Annotated in this window: 21 protein-coding genes; 12 read left to right on the top strand and 9 right to left on the bottom strand. The window is 42.4% G+C overall.

Features of this window, described 5'->3' with window-relative positions; genetic code table 11:
- Positions 1 to 70: 70 nt before the first annotated feature.
- Positions 71 to 985 carry a LysR family transcriptional regulator gene (locus tag L4D20_RS00690; RefSeq protein WP_428799643.1) on the bottom strand — a complete coding sequence of 305 codons (915 nt, stop codon included), beginning with the start codon at positions 983 to 985 and terminating at the stop codon, positions 71 to 73.
- 213 nt (positions 986 to 1,198) lie between these two features.
- Between L4D20_RS00690 and L4D20_RS00685 the strand changes: the two genes are divergently transcribed.
- Complete coding sequence (locus L4D20_RS00685) at positions 1,199 to 2,407, top strand: DUF1254 domain-containing protein (protein ID WP_428799642.1); 1,209 nt, start codon at positions 1,199 to 1,201, stop codon at positions 2,405 to 2,407.
- 113 nt (positions 2,408 to 2,520) lie between these two features.
- Entirely contained in the window at positions 2,521 to 2,820 is a 300-nt protein-coding gene (locus tag L4D20_RS00680; RefSeq protein WP_428799641.1) for a hypothetical protein, read from the top strand.
- Positions 2,821 to 2,828: 8 nt separating this feature from the next.
- On the opposite strand, the gene L4D20_RS00675 is transcribed toward L4D20_RS00680, so the two are convergent.
- Positions 2,829 to 3,743, bottom strand: coding sequence for a LysR family transcriptional regulator (locus L4D20_RS00675; RefSeq protein ID WP_428799640.1), 915 nt, complete (start codon positions 3,741 to 3,743; stop codon positions 2,829 to 2,831).
- 171 nt (positions 3,744 to 3,914) lie between these two features.
- Here L4D20_RS00675 and L4D20_RS00670 point away from each other — a divergent pair, with 171 nt between their 5' ends.
- From L4D20_RS00670 to L4D20_RS00650, 5 genes are all read left to right on the top strand, one after another.
- Complete coding sequence (locus L4D20_RS00670; protein ID WP_428799639.1) at positions 3,915 to 5,729, top strand: alkyl sulfatase dimerization domain-containing protein; 1,815 nt, start codon at positions 3,915 to 3,917, stop codon at positions 5,727 to 5,729.
- An 80-nt stretch (positions 5,730 to 5,809) separates the two neighbouring features.
- Positions 5,810 to 6,298, top strand: coding sequence for a hypothetical protein (locus L4D20_RS00665; protein ID WP_428799638.1), 489 nt, complete (start codon positions 5,810 to 5,812; stop codon positions 6,296 to 6,298).
- A 139-nt stretch (positions 6,299 to 6,437) separates the two neighbouring features.
- Positions 6,438 to 7,184, top strand: coding sequence for a hypothetical protein (locus L4D20_RS00660; RefSeq protein WP_428799637.1), 747 nt, complete (start codon positions 6,438 to 6,440; stop codon positions 7,182 to 7,184).
- Positions 7,185 to 7,405: 221 nt separating this feature from the next.
- The gene (locus tag L4D20_RS00655; RefSeq protein ID WP_428799636.1) at positions 7,406 to 7,966 is read left to right on the top strand and encodes a dihydrofolate reductase family protein; all 561 of its coding nucleotides are present in this window, start codon (positions 7,406 to 7,408) and stop codon (positions 7,964 to 7,966) included.
- 226 nt (positions 7,967 to 8,192) lie between these two features.
- The gene (locus L4D20_RS00650; protein WP_428799635.1) at positions 8,193 to 8,510 is read left to right on the top strand and encodes a hypothetical protein; all 318 of its coding nucleotides are present in this window, start codon (positions 8,193 to 8,195) and stop codon (positions 8,508 to 8,510) included.
- An 88-nt stretch (positions 8,511 to 8,598) separates the two neighbouring features.
- Here the strand turns inward: L4D20_RS00650 and hpf are convergent, their stop codons facing one another.
- From hpf to L4D20_RS00635, 3 genes are all read right to left on the bottom strand, one after another.
- Positions 8,599 to 8,955, bottom strand: a complete 357-nt coding sequence (gene hpf, locus L4D20_RS00645; RefSeq protein ID WP_428799634.1) for a ribosome hibernation-promoting factor, HPF/YfiA family — start codon at positions 8,953 to 8,955, stop codon at positions 8,599 to 8,601.
- 391 nt (positions 8,956 to 9,346) lie between these two features.
- Complete coding sequence (locus L4D20_RS00640) at positions 9,347 to 9,955, bottom strand: bifunctional 4-hydroxy-2-oxoglutarate aldolase/2-dehydro-3-deoxy-phosphogluconate aldolase (protein WP_428799633.1); 609 nt, start codon at positions 9,953 to 9,955, stop codon at positions 9,347 to 9,349.
- Positions 9,956 to 10,082: 127 nt separating this feature from the next.
- Positions 10,083 to 11,459 (bottom strand): GntP family permease, encoded by a 1,377-nt coding sequence (locus tag L4D20_RS00635; protein ID WP_428799632.1) that lies wholly within the window; start codon positions 11,457 to 11,459, stop codon positions 10,083 to 10,085.
- A 175-nt stretch (positions 11,460 to 11,634) separates the two neighbouring features.
- On the opposite strand from L4D20_RS00635, the gene L4D20_RS00630 reads away from it, so the two are divergent.
- Entirely contained in the window at positions 11,635 to 12,165 is a 531-nt protein-coding gene (locus L4D20_RS00630) for a gluconokinase (RefSeq protein ID WP_428799631.1), read from the top strand.
- Entirely contained in the window at positions 12,165 to 13,961 is a 1,797-nt protein-coding gene (gene edd, locus L4D20_RS00625; protein ID WP_428799630.1) for a phosphogluconate dehydratase, read from the top strand. The genes L4D20_RS00630 and edd overlap by 1 nt, the downstream gene beginning before the upstream one ends.
- A 792-nt stretch (positions 13,962 to 14,753) precedes the next feature.
- Here edd and L4D20_RS00620 read toward each other — a convergent pair.
- On the bottom strand, positions 14,754 to 15,764 hold the full coding sequence (locus L4D20_RS00620) for a LacI family DNA-binding transcriptional regulator (RefSeq protein WP_428800721.1): 1,011 nt from the start codon (positions 15,762 to 15,764) through the stop codon (positions 14,754 to 14,756).
- Between the two features lie 298 nt (positions 15,765 to 16,062).
- Between L4D20_RS00620 and L4D20_RS00615 the strand changes: the two genes are divergently transcribed.
- On the top strand, positions 16,063 to 16,356 hold the full coding sequence (locus L4D20_RS00615) for a 4-fold beta flower protein (protein ID WP_428799629.1): 294 nt from the start codon (positions 16,063 to 16,065) through the stop codon (positions 16,354 to 16,356).
- A 135-nt stretch (positions 16,357 to 16,491) separates the two neighbouring features.
- On the opposite strand, the gene L4D20_RS00610 is transcribed toward L4D20_RS00615, so the two are convergent.
- Positions 16,492 to 16,863: a hypothetical protein gene (locus tag L4D20_RS00610; protein ID WP_428799628.1), complete on the bottom strand. Its 372-nt coding sequence runs from the start codon at positions 16,861 to 16,863 to the stop codon at positions 16,492 to 16,494.
- A gap of 398 nt (positions 16,864 to 17,261) precedes the next feature.
- Between L4D20_RS00610 and L4D20_RS00605 the strand changes: the two genes are divergently transcribed.
- Entirely contained in the window at positions 17,262 to 17,747 is a 486-nt protein-coding gene (locus tag L4D20_RS00605) for a VOC family protein (RefSeq protein ID WP_428799627.1), read from the top strand.
- Between the two features lie 205 nt (positions 17,748 to 17,952).
- Positions 17,953 to 18,123, top strand: a complete 171-nt coding sequence (locus L4D20_RS00600; RefSeq protein WP_428799626.1) for a hypothetical protein — start codon at positions 17,953 to 17,955, stop codon at positions 18,121 to 18,123.
- Here the strand turns inward: L4D20_RS00600 and L4D20_RS00595 are convergent.
- Together L4D20_RS00595 and L4D20_RS00590 are read right to left on the bottom strand one after the other, a co-directional pair.
- Positions 18,120 to 18,311 (bottom strand): YwbE family protein, encoded by a 192-nt coding sequence (locus L4D20_RS00595; RefSeq protein ID WP_428799625.1) that lies wholly within the window; start codon positions 18,309 to 18,311, stop codon positions 18,120 to 18,122. The two genes, L4D20_RS00600 and L4D20_RS00595, sit on opposite strands and share 4 nt — an antisense overlap.
- Positions 18,312 to 18,410: 99 nt before the next feature.
- A complete protein-coding gene (locus L4D20_RS00590; RefSeq protein WP_428799624.1) occupies positions 18,411 to 19,715 on the bottom strand; it encodes a DEAD/DEAH box helicase in 1,305 nt (434 codons plus the stop codon).
- Between the last annotated feature and the right edge of the window lie 315 nt (positions 19,716 to 20,030).

The raw sequence follows: 20,030 nt of genomic DNA, 5'->3' as shown, positions 1-20,030 counted from the left end.
ACGAAAAAAGCCCTAATTCGTTTAAGTCTTAGGGCTTTTATTTGTCTAGGCTAGAGTACAGCGTCCCAATTTATAGCTCGTCAATTATCGTTTTAATCAGAGTAAACAGGTATTCATGGTAAGGGTCATGTCTTAGACGCTGGTGTGAATAGAAACGGACTTCTTCAACAGGGACTTCTACTCCTTCTGGCACTGGAACACGTGATAGCTGTGGAAATTGCTTCTCATCTAATAGAGCAGTACAAGGTAAAATAGAGTCTGTTTCAGCGACAACTTGTACAACAGAGCTAAATGCCTCCGAACGATAACACATATCAATCGATAAATTTTTATTGGCGATAATGCGGCTTACGATCGTTGCTCTATCATTCCAGCCTTTAACAATCGTTGAGACAAAAGGATAATTTTCATACTCTTTTATTGGAACCGTACTTCCCACTAAGGGGTGGTCTTTTCTGGCTAGAAGCTGAAAAGTATCTTCCGTTAATGGGCGACTGATAACCTCTTTAGGCAACTCGACTGGATAGTAATTAAGAGCAAAGTCTAGCTCCCCTTTTGCCAGACTATTAGCAGTAGCAGCTCCCCAGTTTTCAACCTCAAGGCGAAGATTTGGGGCAACTTCTCGCAGCTTTAAATGCAGTTTCGCTGGTAGAGAAACCGCTAAAAATGCACTCACTGCAATTTTCAAAACCCCTGACTTTTTCTCTATATCAAAAACTTCTAGGGACTCAATCGTGTCTGAAAGGCTATCAAGAGTATTAGGAATGACTAAAGCTAAACGCGCTGCCATAGGGGTTGGAGCCAAACCATCTCGGGTTTTAATAAAGAGCCTATCTTCGAAGTGATCTCGTAATCGAGATAGTGAGCGGCTAACACCAGGTTGAGTAGTACATAACCGCTCCGCTGCGCGACCAGTATGCAGCTCTTCTGATAGAACTTTAAAAACTCGTAATAAATTGAGATCAAGTTGTTGAAATGGACGCATTGTCTCATTACTCCTCACCACGCATACGTTATACCTTCAATAGTATAATCAAAATACAAACTAGTCATTAGATACGCATAACTAAAAACCTTAATGTTCCTCTAACAAAGCACAGCAGTAGCTACGACATAGAGCTAGTAAACAAAAGCCATAGCAATGCCGCACTCTTTTAAGACTGCAAATTCTAATCTACTGCAACAATTGGGGAATACCATGAAAAAGACAACCAAAATACTACTTGGCGCTACCGCATCAGTAGCAGTAATCGGTGCACTTTCCGTGCAGCACCTTATAAAACCTGCAACACAAGAGATGTACCAAGGCTACATCATCACTCATCATGCAAACTTCATGGTTGATGTCGTCAATCAGGCTGGCGGTACTAACAAGTTCATCCATACTCGTGAACTTCCAACGGAAGGAACTGACAATGTAGTGACACCTGCGCTTGACCATATTTACTCAAAAGCGGTACTGCAATTAACGGATGGCCCTGTATTTTTCACCACACCCAAAGTGGCAAATGATCGTTACTTCTCGTTTCAATTAACGGATCAAGAGCACTACACCATTATGGATAAGTACCACCCAGAAGGGGAATTTGCCGTAGTGAGAGCGGGAACAGATTACAGTGCAGCAATAGAACGTGTAGGCGCAGAAAATGTCATCGTTAGTCCATCTGATTACCCACACTTATTCATTCGTGTGCAAGTATATACACCAGATGCAACGGCTGAGGTATACCCAATTCAAGACGCTCTAAAAATCGACGCACCGACCTCAAAAGAGAGTATGGAATATGTAAAAACAGCACCTGTTCAGTGGGTTCTAGAGACACACGATGTACCAGAAAAAAATATCACTCAATTGACCAGAGTGTCTGATTTCTCACAGTTTGACTACAAAGTCACCCACTTAAAAGTAGGAGTCCGTTACCTCAGTGGCGCGGTTGAAGTTTTAGATAATACAGGGCTTTTTGACCACATTGATTACGCATCTGAAAATCATGAACGTCGCGCAATTGGTGTTATTGGGCACTTAGGTTTCCAAACCGGCCACGCTATCTATCAACCTTGGAGATCAAATAATAAAGGCGACACATTAAATGGGTCGACCCCGCATGTTATTACTCTTCCTTATGACGCTAATGTCGATCACTTCTGGTCCGTAACTCGTTACGACGGAAAAACTCGTAACACCTACGCTAGACAAAACGACGTCTTCAACGCATACAACACTCTACCGGATGAGAACGGCAACATCACCATTACTTTCGCCAGTGAACAAGTAGAAGATGGGTCGTACTGGATGCCTGTTCACGATGGTAAAGAGTACTACTACATAGTGCGTTACTACGGTGCTCACAAAGTGTCAAATATGTCTCGACCATTTAACTTTAATATTCAAACCGCTAGCTATTAGTCCGCCAACTAGTTGAGTAATACCACGCACAATTAAATAAACATGAGGCTGTTTCTTGCAGCTTCATGGCTCGCGGAAAGTAAACCGGTCTTAAATAAATGGGGAACAACACAATGATAATTCAACTCTTTGGTGGTGAGCTAAACGGACAAAAAATTGAAATCACAAAGGATGAACTTTTTTTAGGGCATATCGAAATCCCAAAAAGAATACCAAAGCGAGACCATGGCTCTCTCAGCCAAGACAACCGCCATATATACTCAAAGAGATGCATTATGACTTGCAATAGCTTTTTATCTGTTTGGGTGGCCAAAGGTCTTAACGAAAGAAAAACCCTAGAGATGCTCGTTGACTGTTATTTCAAGCACAATGGATTACTCGATATGGGCAAGAAGAATGAGGACACTATGTAAGATTATTTTCATAACCTACCTACAATATCCTTGATCACTAAAAACAAAAACTCATGATACGGGTCATGCCTTAAGCGCTGATGCGCGTAAATCCTAACCTCTTCGCTTGGCGACTCAATACTGTCTGGAACGTCAATTGACGTTAATTGGGGAAACAGATTCTCAGATAGCAGTGCGGAGCACGGCAATATGGCATCACTTTCCGCGGTCACTTGCACTACTGAGCTAAATACCTCGGAGCGATAGTTCATCTGTATGGGTACATTTTTATCCGCCAGTAATCTGCTCACCAGTGTCGTCTGCTCATTCCATCCTTTCACTATGGCAGTCACCCAAGGGTAAGTCGCTAGGTCATCTATCGTACTTTTTTTACCGACCAATGGGTGGTCACTTCTCACTAATAACTGGAACCTATCCACAGTTAATGGATGGCTGATGATCTCTTTGGGTACATCTAAGGGGTAGTAGTTAATCGCGAAATCCAACTCACCTTTTATTAGCTTATTAACCGTTGAAGAGCCCCAATTCTCGACTTCAAGTTGAATCTCAGGCGCAACGCTTTGCAGCTTCAAATGCAATTTCGCAGGCAGTGTCAAAGCTAAAAATGAGTTTACCGCAATGCGTAGCTGCCCCGATTTTTGGGTTATGTCGAACGTTTCAAGGGAATCAATGCTGTCTGACAATTGATTTAAGGTATTGGGAATAACCAAAGCGAGCCGAGCAGCCATCGATGTGGGGGTTAAACCATCGCGAGTTTTTACAAACAATGGGTCTTCAAAATGATCTCTTAGCCTTGCTAAAGAGCGGCTAACTGATGGTTGGGCGATATGTAATCGCTCTGCTGCTCTTCCCGTATGCAACTCTTCAGAGAGCACTTTAAATACCCTCAATAAATTCAAATCAAGCTGATGGAATGGACGCACTGTTCTCTACCTTTTATTACGTTCTGACTATGATGTCACAACACACCTAGATTATAACTCATTCGTTATAATCAAAATAGACAAGGGTAATTAGTTTGTTATTAACAAACTCAGTAACCTAAACACAAATGAGATACACCTTTGATTAACGACACCTATATAGGTCTTATTATGTTTAGAAAATCCGTAATAACCGCTGCTATTGTTCTCTTTCCTTTGTCCGTTACCGCCACTGCAATGCCAGATCTGGAAACTCGCACCTATCACGATGTCGAGCTTTCTGCAGGGAATAATCCTTACCAAGTAAAACGCTATGCTCCCGAGTATTTTGTAAATCATGCCAATCATTTTGAAGAAGCGTTATACCAACACCCAAGCGCACCTATTTGGACGATCGTTGCTGAGAATGCCTTTGCCTCAATCCACGTTATTGATGCACCAGAAGGTCTCATCATCATTGATACCGGCTTAAACGAAACACAAATGAAGCCCGTCGCAGGCAAAATCAAGCAGCTAAGCGACAAACCAATCAAAGCCGTGGTTTACACGCATGCACACGCTGACCATACAGGTGGTGTGGGTGCATTTATTACCCCAGAACAAGTCGAAAACGGCGATGTCGAAGTAATTGCAGACAGTACATTTTTAGACGCCTTTGTTTCTGAGAACTCAGCAACAGGGCCACTCATGTTCCAACGCGCGATGATGATGTATGGCGCGGTATTGCAACCTGAAGACCGTGAACAATTCACAACCGGCTGTTGTGGTCACCTTACGACTGGACCTACATCATTCATTGCCCCTACACGTACAATCGAGGGTGAAGAAACAATTACAGTTGCAGGTTTAGAGATGACTTTCTCATACTCTGGCGGTGAAAATTCAGGTCACATGATTGCCTATGTACCTCAATACAAAACCATTTTCACTGGTGATGAACTTCAAGGGCCAGCTGCTCCTCAATTGCACTCTCCACGGGGCACTAAGTTCCGCGATACTGACGCATGGATCAACGCCATTGATACGATTCGAGCTTATGAGCCAGAGCACATGCTGCCAGGTCACGGTGTACCTGAATACGGCAAAGACAAGGTAGACAACATCTTGGTGACCTATCGCGATGCAATGCAATTTCAACACGACCAAGCAATCCGACTGATCAACCAAGGTAAAGGGCCTGATGATCTTGCCAATGAGATAGAAATCCCTGATTACCTAACACTTGACCCATTCACTATTCAAACTTATGGAAATGTTAAAACCAACGTGCGTTCTTACTACACTGGTTATGTCTCTTGGTGGGATGGTAATCCAGCAAACCTTGACCCATTACCAAAAGTGGATGAAGCGCAGAAATTAATTGAAGCGATGGGCGGTCGAGAACGCGTTGTTGAACTGGCTGAACGAGCACTAGAAAGTGGTGAAATAAAGTGGTCAGTCACTCTTTCTGACAAACTGGTACGAGTCGATCAAAGTGATGTTCAAGCTCGTCAGTTAAAGGCAGCGGGCCTTCGCAACCTGGGATATGCCAGCATTAATTCATCAAACCGTGGTTTCTACCTAGCAGGTGCTGATGAACTTGATGGTGTGTTAAACATGCAGCTTGTAAATCAACTGGCAAAAGGCATGTTAGCTAATCCAAATATGATAGCGGGCTTCTCTACCCCTACTCTGCTTGAAGGTCTACGTTACAAAGTACTACCTGAAGCCGTAGGCGGTACAGAGACTAGCTACCAAATTCACTTCTCTGATACAGATGAGATCTACACCGTTATTTTACGTAATGGTATTGTTGAGATAGTGGATGGCGAGCAAGGTAACGATGTCACAGTAACAACAACGCGCCCTCAATTCGATCAGTTGTTCACCGGTGCAGAAACTGAGCTAAGCAACGTAGCTGATGTGAAAGGCAATAAAGCAGATATCCAAAAATTTGGTAAAGCTTTCGATTTCAATGTCTACCCGATCTCGATTGCAGTGCAATAAACGGAGACAACAAACTTAAACACATATAAGGGAGTACATGCTGTGCTCCTTTTTCTTTTTCCATATAAAGGGATCCCAATATGTATAAACAATATTGGCTACGGTTCGTATCAATCTTCGCTGCTGCGTTATTACCCTACTCCACTGCTAACGCCTGTGCATTTCACATGTCAGAACAAGACAATGTAATGTCATTTCAAACCGCTGATTATCGCCATACATTGGCGGTAACGTTAGCAACTAACAAAGCCATCAGTGAAGGTGATTTACAGCCTTTTGATGAGGTTCTTAGTGGAGAGTCAGGCTTTAGACAGATCTCGTGGTGGCTGCACCTGCTTGCTCAGCAGCTAACAAAAGATGACTTCCCAAGTAGCCATATCGTCATTATTGATGTGCCTTTGTGGAGCCAATATCATCTAGGTAATGGCAGAATGGCAGAGATTGATATTCCAAAACCAAGTGATGACAAAGCCAACATAGCGTTAACACAATCTACGCTTTATTCACTTGCGTCAGAACAGATTGATTTACTTCAAGCGGTAGAGTTAGGGCTACTGCGTGTGGACTAACTACGCTCGACCCCCGTTTAACACTGTTGCAATCCTACAAACTCAAAATGAAACATGTTCTTACACAACGATGCGCTGAAATTACCCAATGTGGCGCAGTTCATGCCTTATCCCTTTTACAACCACAAAGGATATACTCATGAAACATTCAAAACTTGCTACCATCCTATTTACTTTAGGGGCGATTCCATCGGCTTTCTCAATGACATCTAACGAAATAAATGACGTGCGCATTCCTGCTATCCAAACGGCCGTCGACAAACAAAACCAAGCCATAGCACCAACTCTGCTGCTTTCAGGCGAGGCAATCACCAATGAAGTTGGAGATCTAATAAACGTTGCTTTGATTACGGGTAATGAGTCTCGCATGCTTTCTAACTGCTCATTGAACGCAACAGGCATTGCAACAAGACAAACCACCGCATCGGTTTCTGACGAGGCGGAAGCGTTACTGACTAACACCAGTGATCACTTTTGGGGCAAGCATAGCCCCACGGTAGAGCAACAACTGGTTGGGATATCAAATTATCTCACCCACAAAGTATCTAAAATGGACTTTGAGCTATCGACACCAACTGGCAGCATTTGGCGTAAGCTAGATCAATCTAATGTAAAAGCGTCCGAAGCTTGGCAGGAAATGAACGAATACCCAAGTGGGACGCGTTTTGTTGTCGCCGTAGGTCTAGAGGAAGAACTTATCAGGGATAACAGCCACTACATTTACGCAGAGAAAGTCGATAGTGAAATTATCTTTATTGATGGCCAAACCAACCTAGCGAAAGATATCCCACCAACGTACCTCTATGACCAATTTGATTTCTCACACCTGAGTATTCCCAGTGTGACCACTATGATGTTCTGGGCACTAACACCAGCGGCTGTATGACCCAAGAAAAGATAATCTCTCACTATTAATCTTTAACAATAAAAAATCAGTGACTAGGCACGACCAACTACAAAATAGAAAGGCTTCTAAGAATAAGCTCACTCATCACGGGTGAGCTTAAATTTGCACTTCCATTTCAATCTACTCCTCCCTCAAAATTCATTTCCAATGTACTTCAGATCACGTATCGTCTATCGACAACTGTGTAGGAGGATCAATATATGAAATGTTCTGTGTTTATCGCAACAAGCTTTGATGGGTTTATCGCCACACAAGATGGAGGTGTCGATTGGTTACACACATCCGGCAACCAAGCAGCAGAGATGGGCGATCAAGCCGACATGGGATTCGTAAAATATATCGCATCGGTTGACTGCATGATCATGGGCCGTAAGTGTATGGAAAAAATCGCCAGCATGAACCTTACCGATGAGCAATGGCCATATGGTGATACGCGCATTATCGTCCTCAGTAACACGCTCTCTGACGCGCCTGACAACATGAAAACCCGAGTCGAGATGTATCAAGGCGATCTCAATATATTGGTGAGTAAACTAGAGTCTGAAGGATATGCTCACGCTTATATCGACGGTGGAACCACTATTCAAGCCTTCTTACAGCTAGAGCTTATCAACGAACTGACCATCACTCGCGCGCCTATCATTCTTGGTCAAGGTATTCCACTGTTTGGGCCAACAAACAGCCCAATTAAGCTAGAACAGGCGAGTGCTCAGGCATTTCCAAACGATTTTATTCAAGTCTGTTACAAGGCGAGTTACTAAGGCATATAGGCTAGTGTTTCTGACAGACTTCGCTGTTATTTCAATAAGATGAAACAGAAGAAACCGTTTCATCTTTTAATAGCACTTTTGATATGTACTTGGTTTCGCATTGTTAAAACAGTTCTTTTGGTTGTTATTTGAGCTAAAACAATTCTACTCTTTGATAGATAGGGCATAAGAAACATAGACCGATAACGTTTTATGCTATCTAAAAGGACTCTTACCTATGAAAATGAAATTCGAACGACTCAAGATACTGCTCAATCAGTTAACCGAAACCGAAGTCTCATCACCAGAAACACAGGCAGCGCGAATTTATGCTTCTGGATTATCTTCTGAAATAAACTGGGCGAAAGATGCCTCTGAGCTCGATAGTAATACGTTCGAGTACATCTACCAAAGCATGCCGCTCTCCATGATAGAAAATGCTCAAGGGCAACTTCTTCAATCTGGACAATACTATTTAGCCGAAAAGTGGCAAAAGCTTATCTCTCATATTAATCTGCGTCATCAACGCTTAATCGCTGCACAGTGTAAGCCCTAACAATCAATCGGAACCTTGTTATTCAAACGCCAAGATCACAAAAGCCAGCAATTAATGCTGGCTTCTCCATTTTTACGCTAAGAGCGAATTAAACTAATTTCATCTCTTGGATAATGTCTGACGCGATTTCTGGTTTAGTACTAGTTGGCTTTTCGTGTAGGTCTGATTTCAGCTGTCCCTTACGGTTACGAAGCCCTGCTTCTAGTTTTTTCAATGCGCCAGAAATAGCAGGATACATTACATCATTCGTTGATTTTGCCGATACACGTGCGCCTTCGTAGTTAGTGAATATTTCCACTTGGTGTTGGCCGTGCTCTTTTGTGATGATGATGTCACTGCTGATTAGTTGAGGAAAATGGGCGGATACTTTCTCAAATTTACTTTCAATTTCTTTACGAGAATCGTCACTGATTGATACATGATGTGTTTGAACATTTACTTTCATATAATTCTACCTTTCCAGTCACTATGTCATTTAAACGTAGCAAACTACAGGCACTCTGACCAAGTCTAATTTTGCACTTGTGTGATTTACTTCAGTGTTATTAATTATTCTTCCCTTCCCCCCTTGAAATAAGACACTTTTCTCACCATTTAGAATGTCGAAGTCGCACTATTGCCCACTTTTCAACCACTTATCCTTTTGTCTTTCTCTGCAGAAACAAAAAAGACTTAAAGCATTTTCGTACCTTAAGTCTTATCAGATTCAGTAACTCTTTATTTACCAGATAGTTATTTAAAACCTAGTAGTTTATAACATAGCCAATAATGACTGATCAGATGTTAGTGGCTAAATTATCAATTAATAAATAGACAGCTACCTAGTCAAGCACCAATTAAATATCGCTTACTAATTTTGCCAACGCTTCCCAATCACCCGCATCAATTAGTGCATTAGGTACCATCCAAGTACCACCACAAGCTAGTACTGATGGTAATGCTAGGTAATCGGCTGCGTTACTTGGGCTCACGCCACCTGTAGGCATAAATTCAACTGGGTAGACCGCTGACAGAGCTTTCAGCATAGGGATACCACCTGATGGCTCAGCAGGGAAAAACTTCAATGTTTTTAGACCAAGTTCCATCGCTTGCTCTACCAAACTTGGATTATTCACACCCGGTACGATTGGCATGTTCTTTTCTTGGCAGTATTTCACTGTTGTAGGGTTTAAGCCTGGGCTAACAACAAAATCAACACCCGCTTCAATTGCAGCATCCACTTGCTTGGCGTTAAGTACAGTACCAGCACCAAGCAACATCTCAGGGTAAGCATCGCGCATAAGGCGAATTGACTCAGCGGCAGCGTCTGTTCTAAAAGTTACTTCCGCGCAAGGTAAACCATTTTCAACCAACACTTTCGCAAGCGGTACCGCTTTATCTGCATCATTGATTGCAATAACAGGAACAATTTTGATCTCTTTTAAGCGCTGTTCAATCGTTTTCATTTTCTAATATCCTTACCAATTAATCTTAAAAAACATAGATGCATCAGGCTGCATCTACTAAAAAGCTAAGCGACTATTCGCTTAGCTTTGAAAATTTCGTTACTTATAAACTTTCAGCTTTATCAATCTAAAGAAGGAAGCTCAGTACACCAACGATAATAAACGCGATGCTACCAAGTAGCGTTTCCATTACCGTCCATGTTTTTAGTGTTGTCTTCTCGTCCATTTCCATCAAGCGAGAAACTAACCAGAAGCCAGAATCGTTAAAGTGAGACAACACTGTCGCACCGCCCGCAATAGCGATAACAATGAAGCATAAATCTAGCTCAGAAAGACCAACCGTCGCAGCTACTGTTGGAGCGATAAGCGCAGCCGTCGTTGTTAGTGCTACCGTTGCAGAACCTTGCGCAACACGTAGACAAGTAGAGATAACAAACGCAGCGACAATGACTGGCATACCCGTATCAGAAAGTACGCCCGCTAACGCTTCACCAATACCACTGGCACGTAGTACACCGCCAAACATACCACCAGCACCGGTTACAAGAATAACGGCACAGATTGGGGCAAGTGAGTCACCACACAGCTTTTCAAGTTTCGCCATACCGTAGTCTTTACCAAAGATAAGTAGACACACAAGCAGGGTAATCAAAAGAGCGACAGGTGTTTTACCCATCATACGTAAAAATTCAACTAACGGAGACGAACCATCAATAACACCCGCGACGGCAAGCGTATTAAGACCTGTGTCCATGAAAATAAGCAGTACAGGTAACACTAGGATTGTCATTACCGTTGCAAATTTTGGCAGCTTTGATTCATCAACAATCGCATCTGCATTGAAAAAAGCTTTAGACAGTGGAATATCAAATTTCTTACCAGCATAAAGACCAAATAGGTAAGCACCTAAATACCAAGTCGGAATAGCAACCAAAATACCAACAAATAACAGAAGGCCAATGTTAGCACCCAGCAGTTCAGCTGCAGCAACAGGCCCTGGGTGTGGCGGAACAAAGGCGTGCATTACCGCAAAGGCACCGGCAGCAGGCAATGCGTACTTAATCGGTGAGCCACCAAAGCGTTTTGCTACGCTAAAGATGATTGGCATCATGACGATGAGGCCAGCATCAAAGAAGATTGGGAAACCAAACAACAGTGAAGCAATACCCAAGGCTAACGGTGCTTTCTCTTCACCAAAGCGGCCAATCAAAGTATCAGCCAATACCTTAGCACCGCCCGTTACTTCAAGAATCTTACCAATCATTGCCCCTAAACCAACCAGTAATGCAACCGACGCTAAGGTGCCGCCAAAGCCGCCCATCATTGTAGGTACAACCTGCTCAGAAGGTACGCCAGTCACAATCGCCGTACCTAAGCTGACAAGCGTTAGTGAGGCAAAAGCATGTACTTTCAATTTTATAATCAATATAAGCAACGCGATGATCGCGAGCACTGCAACACCGAGCAGAAATGTAGGATCCGCGGCTTGGGCTAATTGGTCCATTAAGACACCTTTAATTCACGTTAATTTGAGTTTATCACTGTTTGAGTTTGTGTTTTAGTTCACAAATCTCAAAGTTACGGGTAACATGTTACCGATAACACCGATAAGATAAAGCCATATTTTCGGTTGAATTCTAAAAATGAGATCTAGCTCAGAGTAATCATGAGGGAGCGTAATGACTGGTAAAAGTATTATTGTGATGGGTGTTTGTGCCTGTGGTAAGAGCACGGTCGGCGAGCAACTTGCTGCACGATTAAAAGCAAAGTTTATTGATGGTGATGACCTACACCCTAAAGCAAACATTCAAAAAATGGCTCGTGGTGAACCTTTAAATGATGATGACCGCTCCCCTTGGTTAGAGCGTATTCGTGATGCGGCCTATAGCCTAGAGAGCAAGAATGAAACAGGTATCATCGTCTGCTCTGCACTTAAAAAAATCTATAGAGATCAAATTCGTGAAGGAAACCAAAACGTTAAATTCCTCTATTTGGACGGTGATTTTGAATTAATCATGGAGAGAATGCGTGCTCGTAAAGGTCACTTCATGAAAGAGAACATGGTGAAAGGCCAATTCGCAATTTTAGAAGACCCGAGTGACGAAAAAGGGGTTGCAAGTGTCAGCATCAACGGAACCATGGAGCAAGTACTCGATCGTGCCATTTTCGAGCTTCACCAACTTGAATCTAACCAAGCAGAGGGCGTGTAATGACACATAAGGTTATTCTAGATGTGACTACACGCATCATTGAACGCAGTAAAACACTACGTCAGCAATACTTAGCTAAAGTCACAGAGCAAGCCAATCAAGGTAAAGGTCGAGGTCAACTCTCTTGCGGTAATCTAGCCCATGGTGTCGCGGCTTCATGTGCAACCGAAAAGAGCCAAATCCTTGATTTAACGCGTAGTAACCTTGCTATTGTTAGCGCATACAATGACATGCTCAGTGCTCATCAGCCTTACAAAGATTACCCAGATCAAATCAAAGCGACGCTAAGAAAGTCAGGGAATACCGCCCAAGTAGCCGGTTGCGTTCCTGCAATGTGTGATGGCGTGACTCAAGGCCAAGCAGGCATGGATATGTCACTGTTTTCTCGTGATTTGATCGCTCAATCAACCGCCTTCTCACTTAGTCATAATTTGTTTGATGGCACATTGCTGCTCAGTATCTGTGACAAGATTGCACCGGGACAATTGATGGGCGCTTTAACCTTTGGCCATCTTCCAACGGCATTTATACCTGCTGGCCCAATGCCTACAGGTATCACCAATGAAGAAAAAGTCAGTGTCAGACAAAAATATGTAGCAGGCGAAGTCGGAACCGAAGCCCTTCTAGATATGGAGTGTAACGCTTACCACAGCCCTGGCACATGCACATTCTACGGCACAGCAAATACCAACCAATTGGTTTTTGAAGCGATGGGATTAATGCTTCCAGGATCAGCATTTGTACCGCCAAATACAAAGCTTCGCCAAGCGCTAACCGATAACGCGTCAGCACGTATAGCGGCAATGAACAGTGCATCACCAAGCTATCAACCCCTTCACAAAGTGGTTGATGAAAAGAACATGGTCAATGGACTTGTGGCACTGCTGGCGTCAGGTGGCAGTACTAACCACACCATTCATATGGTCGCTATTGCGCGTGCGGCAGGCATCATCGTAACGTGGCAAGACATCAGCGATTTGTCTGATATTGTTCCACTCATGATTCAGGTTTACCCGAATGGCCCTGCTGATATCAACGCTTTCGAACAAGCCGGTGGTGTACCAGTATTACTTAAACGTCTACATCAAAGTGGACTGCTCAATAGCGACGTCACCCCTGTCTTTGGCAGCTTTGAAGATCAGATGACAACGCCAAAGCTGATCAATGACGAATTGGTTTGGAGCGCATGCGGTGAGAGCACAAATCCTGATGTTATTGCAATGCCAGAAGTGAGCTTCCAAGCGACGGGCGGAACTAAAGTTCTGAACGGAAACTTAGGCAAAGCGGTGATCAAAGTATCGGCTGTCGCGAAGGAGTATCAGGTAATTGAAGCACCGGCTAAAGTCTTTACTTCTCAGCACGACGTTGAAACGGCTTATCAAAATGGCGAGCTAAATTGTGACTGCATTGTCGTTGTAAATTACAACGGACCCGCAGCGAATGGCATGCCAGAGCTACATAAGCTCATGCCGATTCTTGGTAACGTTCAAAAAGCAGGCTTTAAGATTGCCCTTGTGACAGATGGACGACTTTCAGGTGCGTCAGGAAAGATCCCTGCCGCTATTCACGTCTCTCCGGAAGCATTACAAGGTGGCACTATTGGCCTAGTTAACGATGGCGATATTATCCGCTTAGATTGCCAAACGGGCTCGCTTGAGAACCTAGCGGATACTTGCGCAAGAAGCCTGAACCATATTGATACTGAAGTTTCCCAGCAAACGTGGGGACGAGATATCTTTAAAGTGATGCGTGAAAACGTATCAAGCGCAGAGCACGGTGCAAGCTTCTTATTCTAGGTGCTCACCATAGTAGAAAATACTGAGCTTTTCACTCAAACTATTCATCAAGGGAAGAGTGTTTGGGTGCAAAAGCTTTGTTCAATCTGTTTAGCTCAGTACTGCCTTACTATGGTTCACTTTTTTGCATAACGTCAATTTGCTGAGCTTCAACTTACAGAGCCTTAATTTACACAGCTTTAATTTACTGAGTCTCAACTTGCTTATCTTTAGTTTAAATAGTTCCATGTTGCCTCTCCTCGTGTCGTACATTTACGTCATGTAGATAAAACGTGAATACTGACAGCAGCTAACGAATTGTCTCTATGACAGATCACCTACTAAAAGCCACACCCATTAAAAGTATTAAGGGCAAAGCTTTATCGAAACTACGAATAGCACTGGGATGAACTGTTCAGCGACTAGCCCTACGTTTTTTAACGCTGCTATGGTACTGAGAATGACAAAAGAGAACGTGGCGAAAATTGAAAATATCAGTCTGACGTCAAACAGCTAAGGAAATAGTCTCGGAAAATTTTCGTCATTTAAACGCTCTAACCACTGGCTTAGTTCATCTTTATATTACCCATAAAGTTCGGATAAACGAACAAGGTAGATGGCACGCTGCGAGAGCAACAGCAAAATAAGATATTCGGTAATTACCAACGAAAAACTGTGAGTATATCTAGATTAATAAACGGCAAGCATGCGTATAATTTACGATACAATTCAATCAAATAACGGACACACAATAAGTCAGACAGCATTGATAGCGCCACCTTATTAATGCACCAGTTAATTCTAAATAAAGAGTCAATTTAAGCTTTCACCAGTAGAGATAGTGAACCCAAGATCAAACACCTTTTGCTCAGAGCTATTCCCTGCTAAAGCATCAATAAGCAGCTCTGCACTTTTCTTACCAATCTCATATCGAGGGGAGTCAACACTGGTTAGCTTTGGTGATATAGCCTGTCCAATATCTAATGCGTTATACCCCACGACACTAAGCTGTTTTGGCACACTAATATTGTTCGCTTGTGCGTACATCATTGCGCCAATGGCAATATCATCATTGGTACAAAAAATGCCATCAAGGTCTGGGTACTGAACGAGCGCCTTTTCTAACAACTCACCACCAAGGGTATAATTTGAATGCGCTTCAGTAAGAATGCATTTAGGTGTTAACCCTGCTTCTTCTACCGCCTGCTTATAACCATCCATACGAAGCTGCGTACGGCTATCTAATCGCGCACCAAAATACGCCACGCTTCTCTTACCTGCTTCAATCATCTGTTTTACAACAGTATAAGATGCCTGCTTGTGATCCAATCCGACAACCATATCCACCGGGTTTTCAGGTAGTTCCATGGTTTCAACAACTGGAACGCCTGCTGTTTTAATCATCTGTAATGTTCGCTTGGTATGCTGCGTTTCAGTAAAAATAAGGCCATCGACCTGATAAGAGAGTAGCGACGCGACCTTACTCTCCTCCTCTTCAGGGCTGTAGCCAATATGAGCTATAAGCGTTTCATAACCATTTGCCTTGGTGACCTCTTCAATCCCTTCTGCAAAGGAAGCAAAAACTTGGTTGGATAAAGAAGGCAGAAGTATACCAATCGCTTTGCTGGATGATTTCGACAACATGGCAGGGGCGCGGTTTTGGATATAGCCGACCTCTTCGATTACCTTAGCGATCTTCTCACGCGTTTTTTCTGCAACTGACTCGGGGTTTCTCATGTAACGAGAGACGGTCATTTTAGTGATGCCAATCTTGTCAGCAATATCTTGAAGGGTGGGTCTTGACGATTGATCTATGCTCATAATCTATTAATTTATAATTATAATGTTACTAGTAACATTATCACCAAATAACTCATCGGTCCATTATGGATCGTACGTCATATTTAGAAATTGGCCAAGAAATCGGCAACTTACGAATAATATTTCTATTAATCTCCCCCTCATTTTGCATTTATCTATCGATGATTTGACGACATAGCAAACCTGCCTTTAAAAAAATTGTAACCAATTAATAACTAAAAGGATTAATTTCACTCCGTTTCATTGTCAGAGGATAAAATGACGAATAACGAAATTGAAGTTGCTTACAGAGGAGAGACAGATGAGGTCAGTTTGGACTTGGGGTGGAAAGTCACTCGGCTATTTCGACCGCGAAGATCTTTGGACCAATGAAGGGAAACACGTCGGTAAAATGTTTGACGGCGATATATACAGCCCGACAGGTGTTTATCTAGGAGAGGTCATGGATGGCGAACGGTTAATCTTCTGCCAAAGAAAGAGAGAACTTCGAGGCGCGCCTTTTAAGCCCTATAGCGATCAGGCTGCCATCAAGGCATGTAGCGACTTTAAAGGTTATGCCATGTATACCGGTTATGAAGAGTTTCCTGAAATCTAAAAAATACGCGTTACATCTAGCATGAATGCTTTAGAGCTATCATGAATGCTCTATAGTCATCATGAATAAGTACAGATGAACGCGTAATTTTTCAATTCGAACCTATCTTCAGAAGATTAGCTGAACAAATGATCTCTATAACTCTTTCATTGCCGAAACAACAGAAGGGTCATTAATTAGGTTAAACAACAAGCTTTTAGCCGATGATCTTTGAGCATCAGATAGAACTTTCTTCGGGTTCTCTCTCGACTGAGTCAGGATGTTTTTAACGAACTTACTGTTTGTGCCAGAAAGCTCATATACAAATCTAAGAGTGTCCAATAAGTCTTCCTGAGCCAAACTGTATACAGCCATTTCACAACTCAGGCCATCCATAGCAAGGAAGTTATTCACCACCTCCTTTTGCGCTGCTTTGAACTTCTCTTGAACTTCATAAGCGTCAATCAGCGTTTGCACTCGCTCGGCGATTGCTACAGGCACTTCCATTGTTTTTGTTTCATGGCTCATTTCTATTTCTCCTGCCCTTATTGGGGTTTATTCTCTGGGTTATTGAATAATATCAATATTCAACACCGTTTAATCTCTCTAGTTTACGCGCTCGTTGATCATTCAGCATTAACTTTATCCCTAAATACGCCCTATTGTTGCTGAAAATAAACATAATTACATTGAGATAAATGCCATTCCCACCAGAGAGATATTACATCACGAGATCTCGAACATAAGGGATTGCAACAAGCTCAACCATTCTTTCCATACCAGTAGCTGTCATACCCTACCCTCTCGACAATAACAAAACATTATCAAATTAATAATATTTGATAATTTTACGAAATAAAAATAGAACTCTATAGTGACTACATCGAAACACGATACGAATTAATCATCTGGGTTTGGGGAAAGTTATGAAAATGAATCACGTGGGAATTATGGTTGGCGATATGGATAAAGCGGTAGAGTTTTACACTCAAGCACTAGGTCTAAGTATCGTAATGAACAATACAAAAGTCATCGAAGAACGTGAGTCAGCAATCGGCCGTATGTGTATTGCCGTATTTGGTGAAGGCTTTAAAGGATTCAACATTGCACACCTTGTAACGACTGATGGCATTGGCGTTGAGCTATTTGAAATGAAAGAGCGCCAAGAGCGCCACGAAGTCGACTTTTCTCGTCTAGGTATATTCCACTTCTGTCTACAAACAGACGACTTTGAAGGCGTAATGGAAAAGGTAAAACAGCTTGGCGGTAAAGTACGTATGGATGTGATGCGCTACCACCCTGAAGACGACAGTAAACAGGCGAAAATGGTTTACCTAGAAGACCCGTTTGGTAACCTATTCGAGCTTTACTCACATACTTATGAAGAGACTTACGCTTCAGATTATGAGTAATAATCAAACATAAACAATCTTAACGAAGGGTTGGTAAAGTGTATAACAACACTGTTGCCAGCCCTTTTTCATCGCTGATTTTAAACTACTGAGTATTATAAAACCTACCCCATCTAAAAACTGACAACAAAACGGTTGAAATGAAGCTGGTTTGTAAGCCAATATGCCAAAATCAATCGAAAAGTCATGTTCAATGGAGTAAGAAATGTCGAAGAAAGTCGTTCAATTTGAATACGAAAAAGAGACCAAAAACAGTGTGCGCTATAAAGAAGTTCCAGAAGAAGGAACCGCACCTATTGTTGGCTCATTGTATGTTCAGAAGTGGTTTGCTGGCGATAGTAAAAATATTGAAATCACGATCGAGAAAAAAGATTAACCGATCACTTTGACACGGCCGACGTCGCCACTCTCTAGTCGTACCTTAATGCCATGAGGGTGGTTTGGTGACTTAGTTAAAAGATCTTTCACTATGCCTGATGTGAGTACACCACTACGCTGATCTTTTTTAAGCACAATCTGCACTGCCAATCCCGGACGAATATTTGTTCTTTGAGTTCCGCTCATTCTCTTTACCTTAATATTTTTCTACTATTACTGTCATTTCGATTACGACAATGAGCGCCAGTCAATATCGACGAGCACTCATCAATCAGAGCAAACGAATTACGAATTTCTTAACCAAATGTCAGAATTGCCATTGTCTTTTTTCTTACGTTTTTTCTTACCTAAACCGGCAGGTTTCGCAGTCGGTTTATTCGCTGCTAACATTTCTTCAGTAACAACATCATCCACTTCAAATCCAGCAACTTCTTCACGTTCAAGGCGGATTTTGTTTTTCTTCTCGATAACTTTGAAGTGATGATAATCTTCATAATCAAGCAGAGACAGAGCTAACCCCACTTCACCAGCACGACCACTTCGACCAATACGGTGCATATAATCTGATGGGCTTCTCGGCAAATCAAAGTTAATAACCACTGGAAGCTTTTCAATATCGAGACCACGAGCCGCAATATCGGTTGCTATTAATACTTCGATTTCACCCGATTTAAACGCTTCTAATATACGAGTACGAGAACCCTGACCTTTATCACCGTGGAACACTTCAGCTTCAATGCCACGTTTATACAGTTTATCGGCCAAATGCTCACAACTATTTTTGGCGTTAACGAACACGAGAGCTTGTCGCCAATCATTCTGCTTAATTAAGTGTGCTAACACCGCTGTTTTTTCACCTTTATTCACGGTAAACGCGCGCTGTACTAATGTGCTCGCATCCTCGCTTTGCAATTGAATTTCAACAGGGCCATTAAGCAGTTCTTGAGTAAGAGTCTGTACTTGCTCTGGGAAAGTAGCTGAGAACAAGAGTGTCTGTTTTTGCTTTGGCAGTAGAGCCAGCAACTCAGATAGCTCTTCAGTAAAGCCAAGGCTTAACATTCGGTCTGCTTCATCAAGTACTAAGGTCTTCACACGATCTAGCTTAATGGCATTGCTTGAAATTAGGTCAAGTAATCGACCCGGTGTTGCAACAAGAATGTCTGTACCACCACGTAGCGCAAGCATTTGCGTATTGGCTGAAACACCACCAAACACAGAAACGGTTTTAATCGCACCGTTAAAATGCACGGCATACGACTTAATGCTGTCAGCAACTTGTTTCGCCAACTCACGTGTGGGTACCAAAATTAGCCCTGAAACATAGTTACCTTTACCACTATGATTTTTACCAGATTCTTTTTGACCAAAAATGTCTTGTAACAGAGGCAATGCGAATGCCGCAGTTTTACCCGATCCCGTATTCGCCCCAGCAATTAAGTCGCGGCCAGCTAACACACTTGGAATAACTTGCGCTTGAATTGGTGTAGGTTGTTGATATTCAAGCTCAGTTAGACGGGCTAACAAAGGTTGAATAAGGGCAAGTTCAGTAAAGCTGTTTGGCTTATTGGTCGGAGTAGAAGCTGTAGTCATTCGGTAATAGGGCTCTAGGCTAAAATAGTGGCGTGCATTTTAGCGCATTTATGCTCTGTGAAGTAGATCAATGATTACTGTAATCAATATTTGCTGCTTTTTATTCGCATTTAGAATTTCGACAACAAAACCCTATTTCGAGCCGTTCTCATATTTCATTGAAATGGTTAATAAATTTCAAATAGTTAACGTTAAGAATGAACGACAAGGCTACTGTGAACAGTGTAATTGAATTAGTGACATAAATAACAACAAGATATACATACTTAATTGTTATTTGACCTCATATTAACCGCTTCCATATAATCAATACGC

Origin of the sequence: Vibrio kyushuensis (genome assembly GCF_050337325.1) — a bacterium.
Taxonomy (GTDB): domain Bacteria; phylum Pseudomonadota; class Gammaproteobacteria; order Enterobacterales; family Vibrionaceae; genus Vibrio; species Vibrio kyushuensis.
Note: the sequence above shows the minus strand (reverse complement) of the source record. Positions and strands in the feature narration are given on the sequence as shown.

Excerpts from the sequence above, each read along its gene's own strand:
- L4D20_RS00690 (WP_428799643.1), bottom strand. The coding sequence starts at position 985 with ATGCGTCCATTTCAACAACTTGATCTCAATTTATTACGAGTTTTTAAA.
- L4D20_RS00685 (WP_428799642.1), top strand. The coding sequence starts at position 1,199 with ATGAAAAAGACAACCAAAATACTACTTGGCGCTACCGCATCAGTAGCA.
- L4D20_RS00680 (WP_428799641.1), top strand. The coding sequence starts at position 2,521 with ATGATAATTCAACTCTTTGGTGGTGAGCTAAACGGACAAAAAATTGAA.
- L4D20_RS00670 (WP_428799639.1), top strand. The coding sequence starts at position 3,915 with ATGTTTAGAAAATCCGTAATAACCGCTGCTATTGTTCTCTTTCCTTTG.
- L4D20_RS00665 (WP_428799638.1), top strand. The coding sequence starts at position 5,810 with ATGTATAAACAATATTGGCTACGGTTCGTATCAATCTTCGCTGCTGCG.
- L4D20_RS00660 (WP_428799637.1), top strand. The coding sequence starts at position 6,438 with ATGAAACATTCAAAACTTGCTACCATCCTATTTACTTTAGGGGCGATT.
- L4D20_RS00655 (WP_428799636.1), top strand. The coding sequence starts at position 7,406 with ATGAAATGTTCTGTGTTTATCGCAACAAGCTTTGATGGGTTTATCGCC.
- L4D20_RS00650 (WP_428799635.1), top strand. The coding sequence starts at position 8,193 with ATGAAAATGAAATTCGAACGACTCAAGATACTGCTCAATCAGTTAACC.
- hpf (WP_428799634.1), bottom strand. The coding sequence starts at position 8,955 with ATGAAAGTAAATGTTCAAACACATCATGTATCAATCAGTGACGATTCT.
- L4D20_RS00640 (WP_428799633.1), bottom strand. The coding sequence starts at position 9,955 with ATGAAAACGATTGAACAGCGCTTAAAAGAGATCAAAATTGTTCCTGTT.
- L4D20_RS00635 (WP_428799632.1), bottom strand. The coding sequence starts at position 11,459 with ATGGACCAATTAGCCCAAGCCGCGGATCCTACATTTCTGCTCGGTGTT.
- L4D20_RS00630 (WP_428799631.1), top strand. The coding sequence starts at position 11,635 with ATGACTGGTAAAAGTATTATTGTGATGGGTGTTTGTGCCTGTGGTAAG.
- edd (WP_428799630.1), top strand. The coding sequence starts at position 12,165 with ATGACACATAAGGTTATTCTAGATGTGACTACACGCATCATTGAACGC.
- L4D20_RS00615 (WP_428799629.1), top strand. The coding sequence starts at position 16,063 with ATGAGGTCAGTTTGGACTTGGGGTGGAAAGTCACTCGGCTATTTCGAC.
- L4D20_RS00610 (WP_428799628.1), bottom strand. The coding sequence starts at position 16,863 with ATGAGCCATGAAACAAAAACAATGGAAGTGCCTGTAGCAATCGCCGAG.
- L4D20_RS00605 (WP_428799627.1), top strand. The coding sequence starts at position 17,262 with ATGAAAATGAATCACGTGGGAATTATGGTTGGCGATATGGATAAAGCG.
- L4D20_RS00600 (WP_428799626.1), top strand. The coding sequence starts at position 17,953 with ATGTCGAAGAAAGTCGTTCAATTTGAATACGAAAAAGAGACCAAAAAC.
- L4D20_RS00595 (WP_428799625.1), bottom strand. The coding sequence starts at position 18,311 with ATGAGCGGAACTCAAAGAACAAATATTCGTCCGGGATTGGCAGTGCAG.
- L4D20_RS00590 (WP_428799624.1), bottom strand. The coding sequence starts at position 19,715 with ATGACTACAGCTTCTACTCCGACCAATAAGCCAAACAGCTTTACTGAA.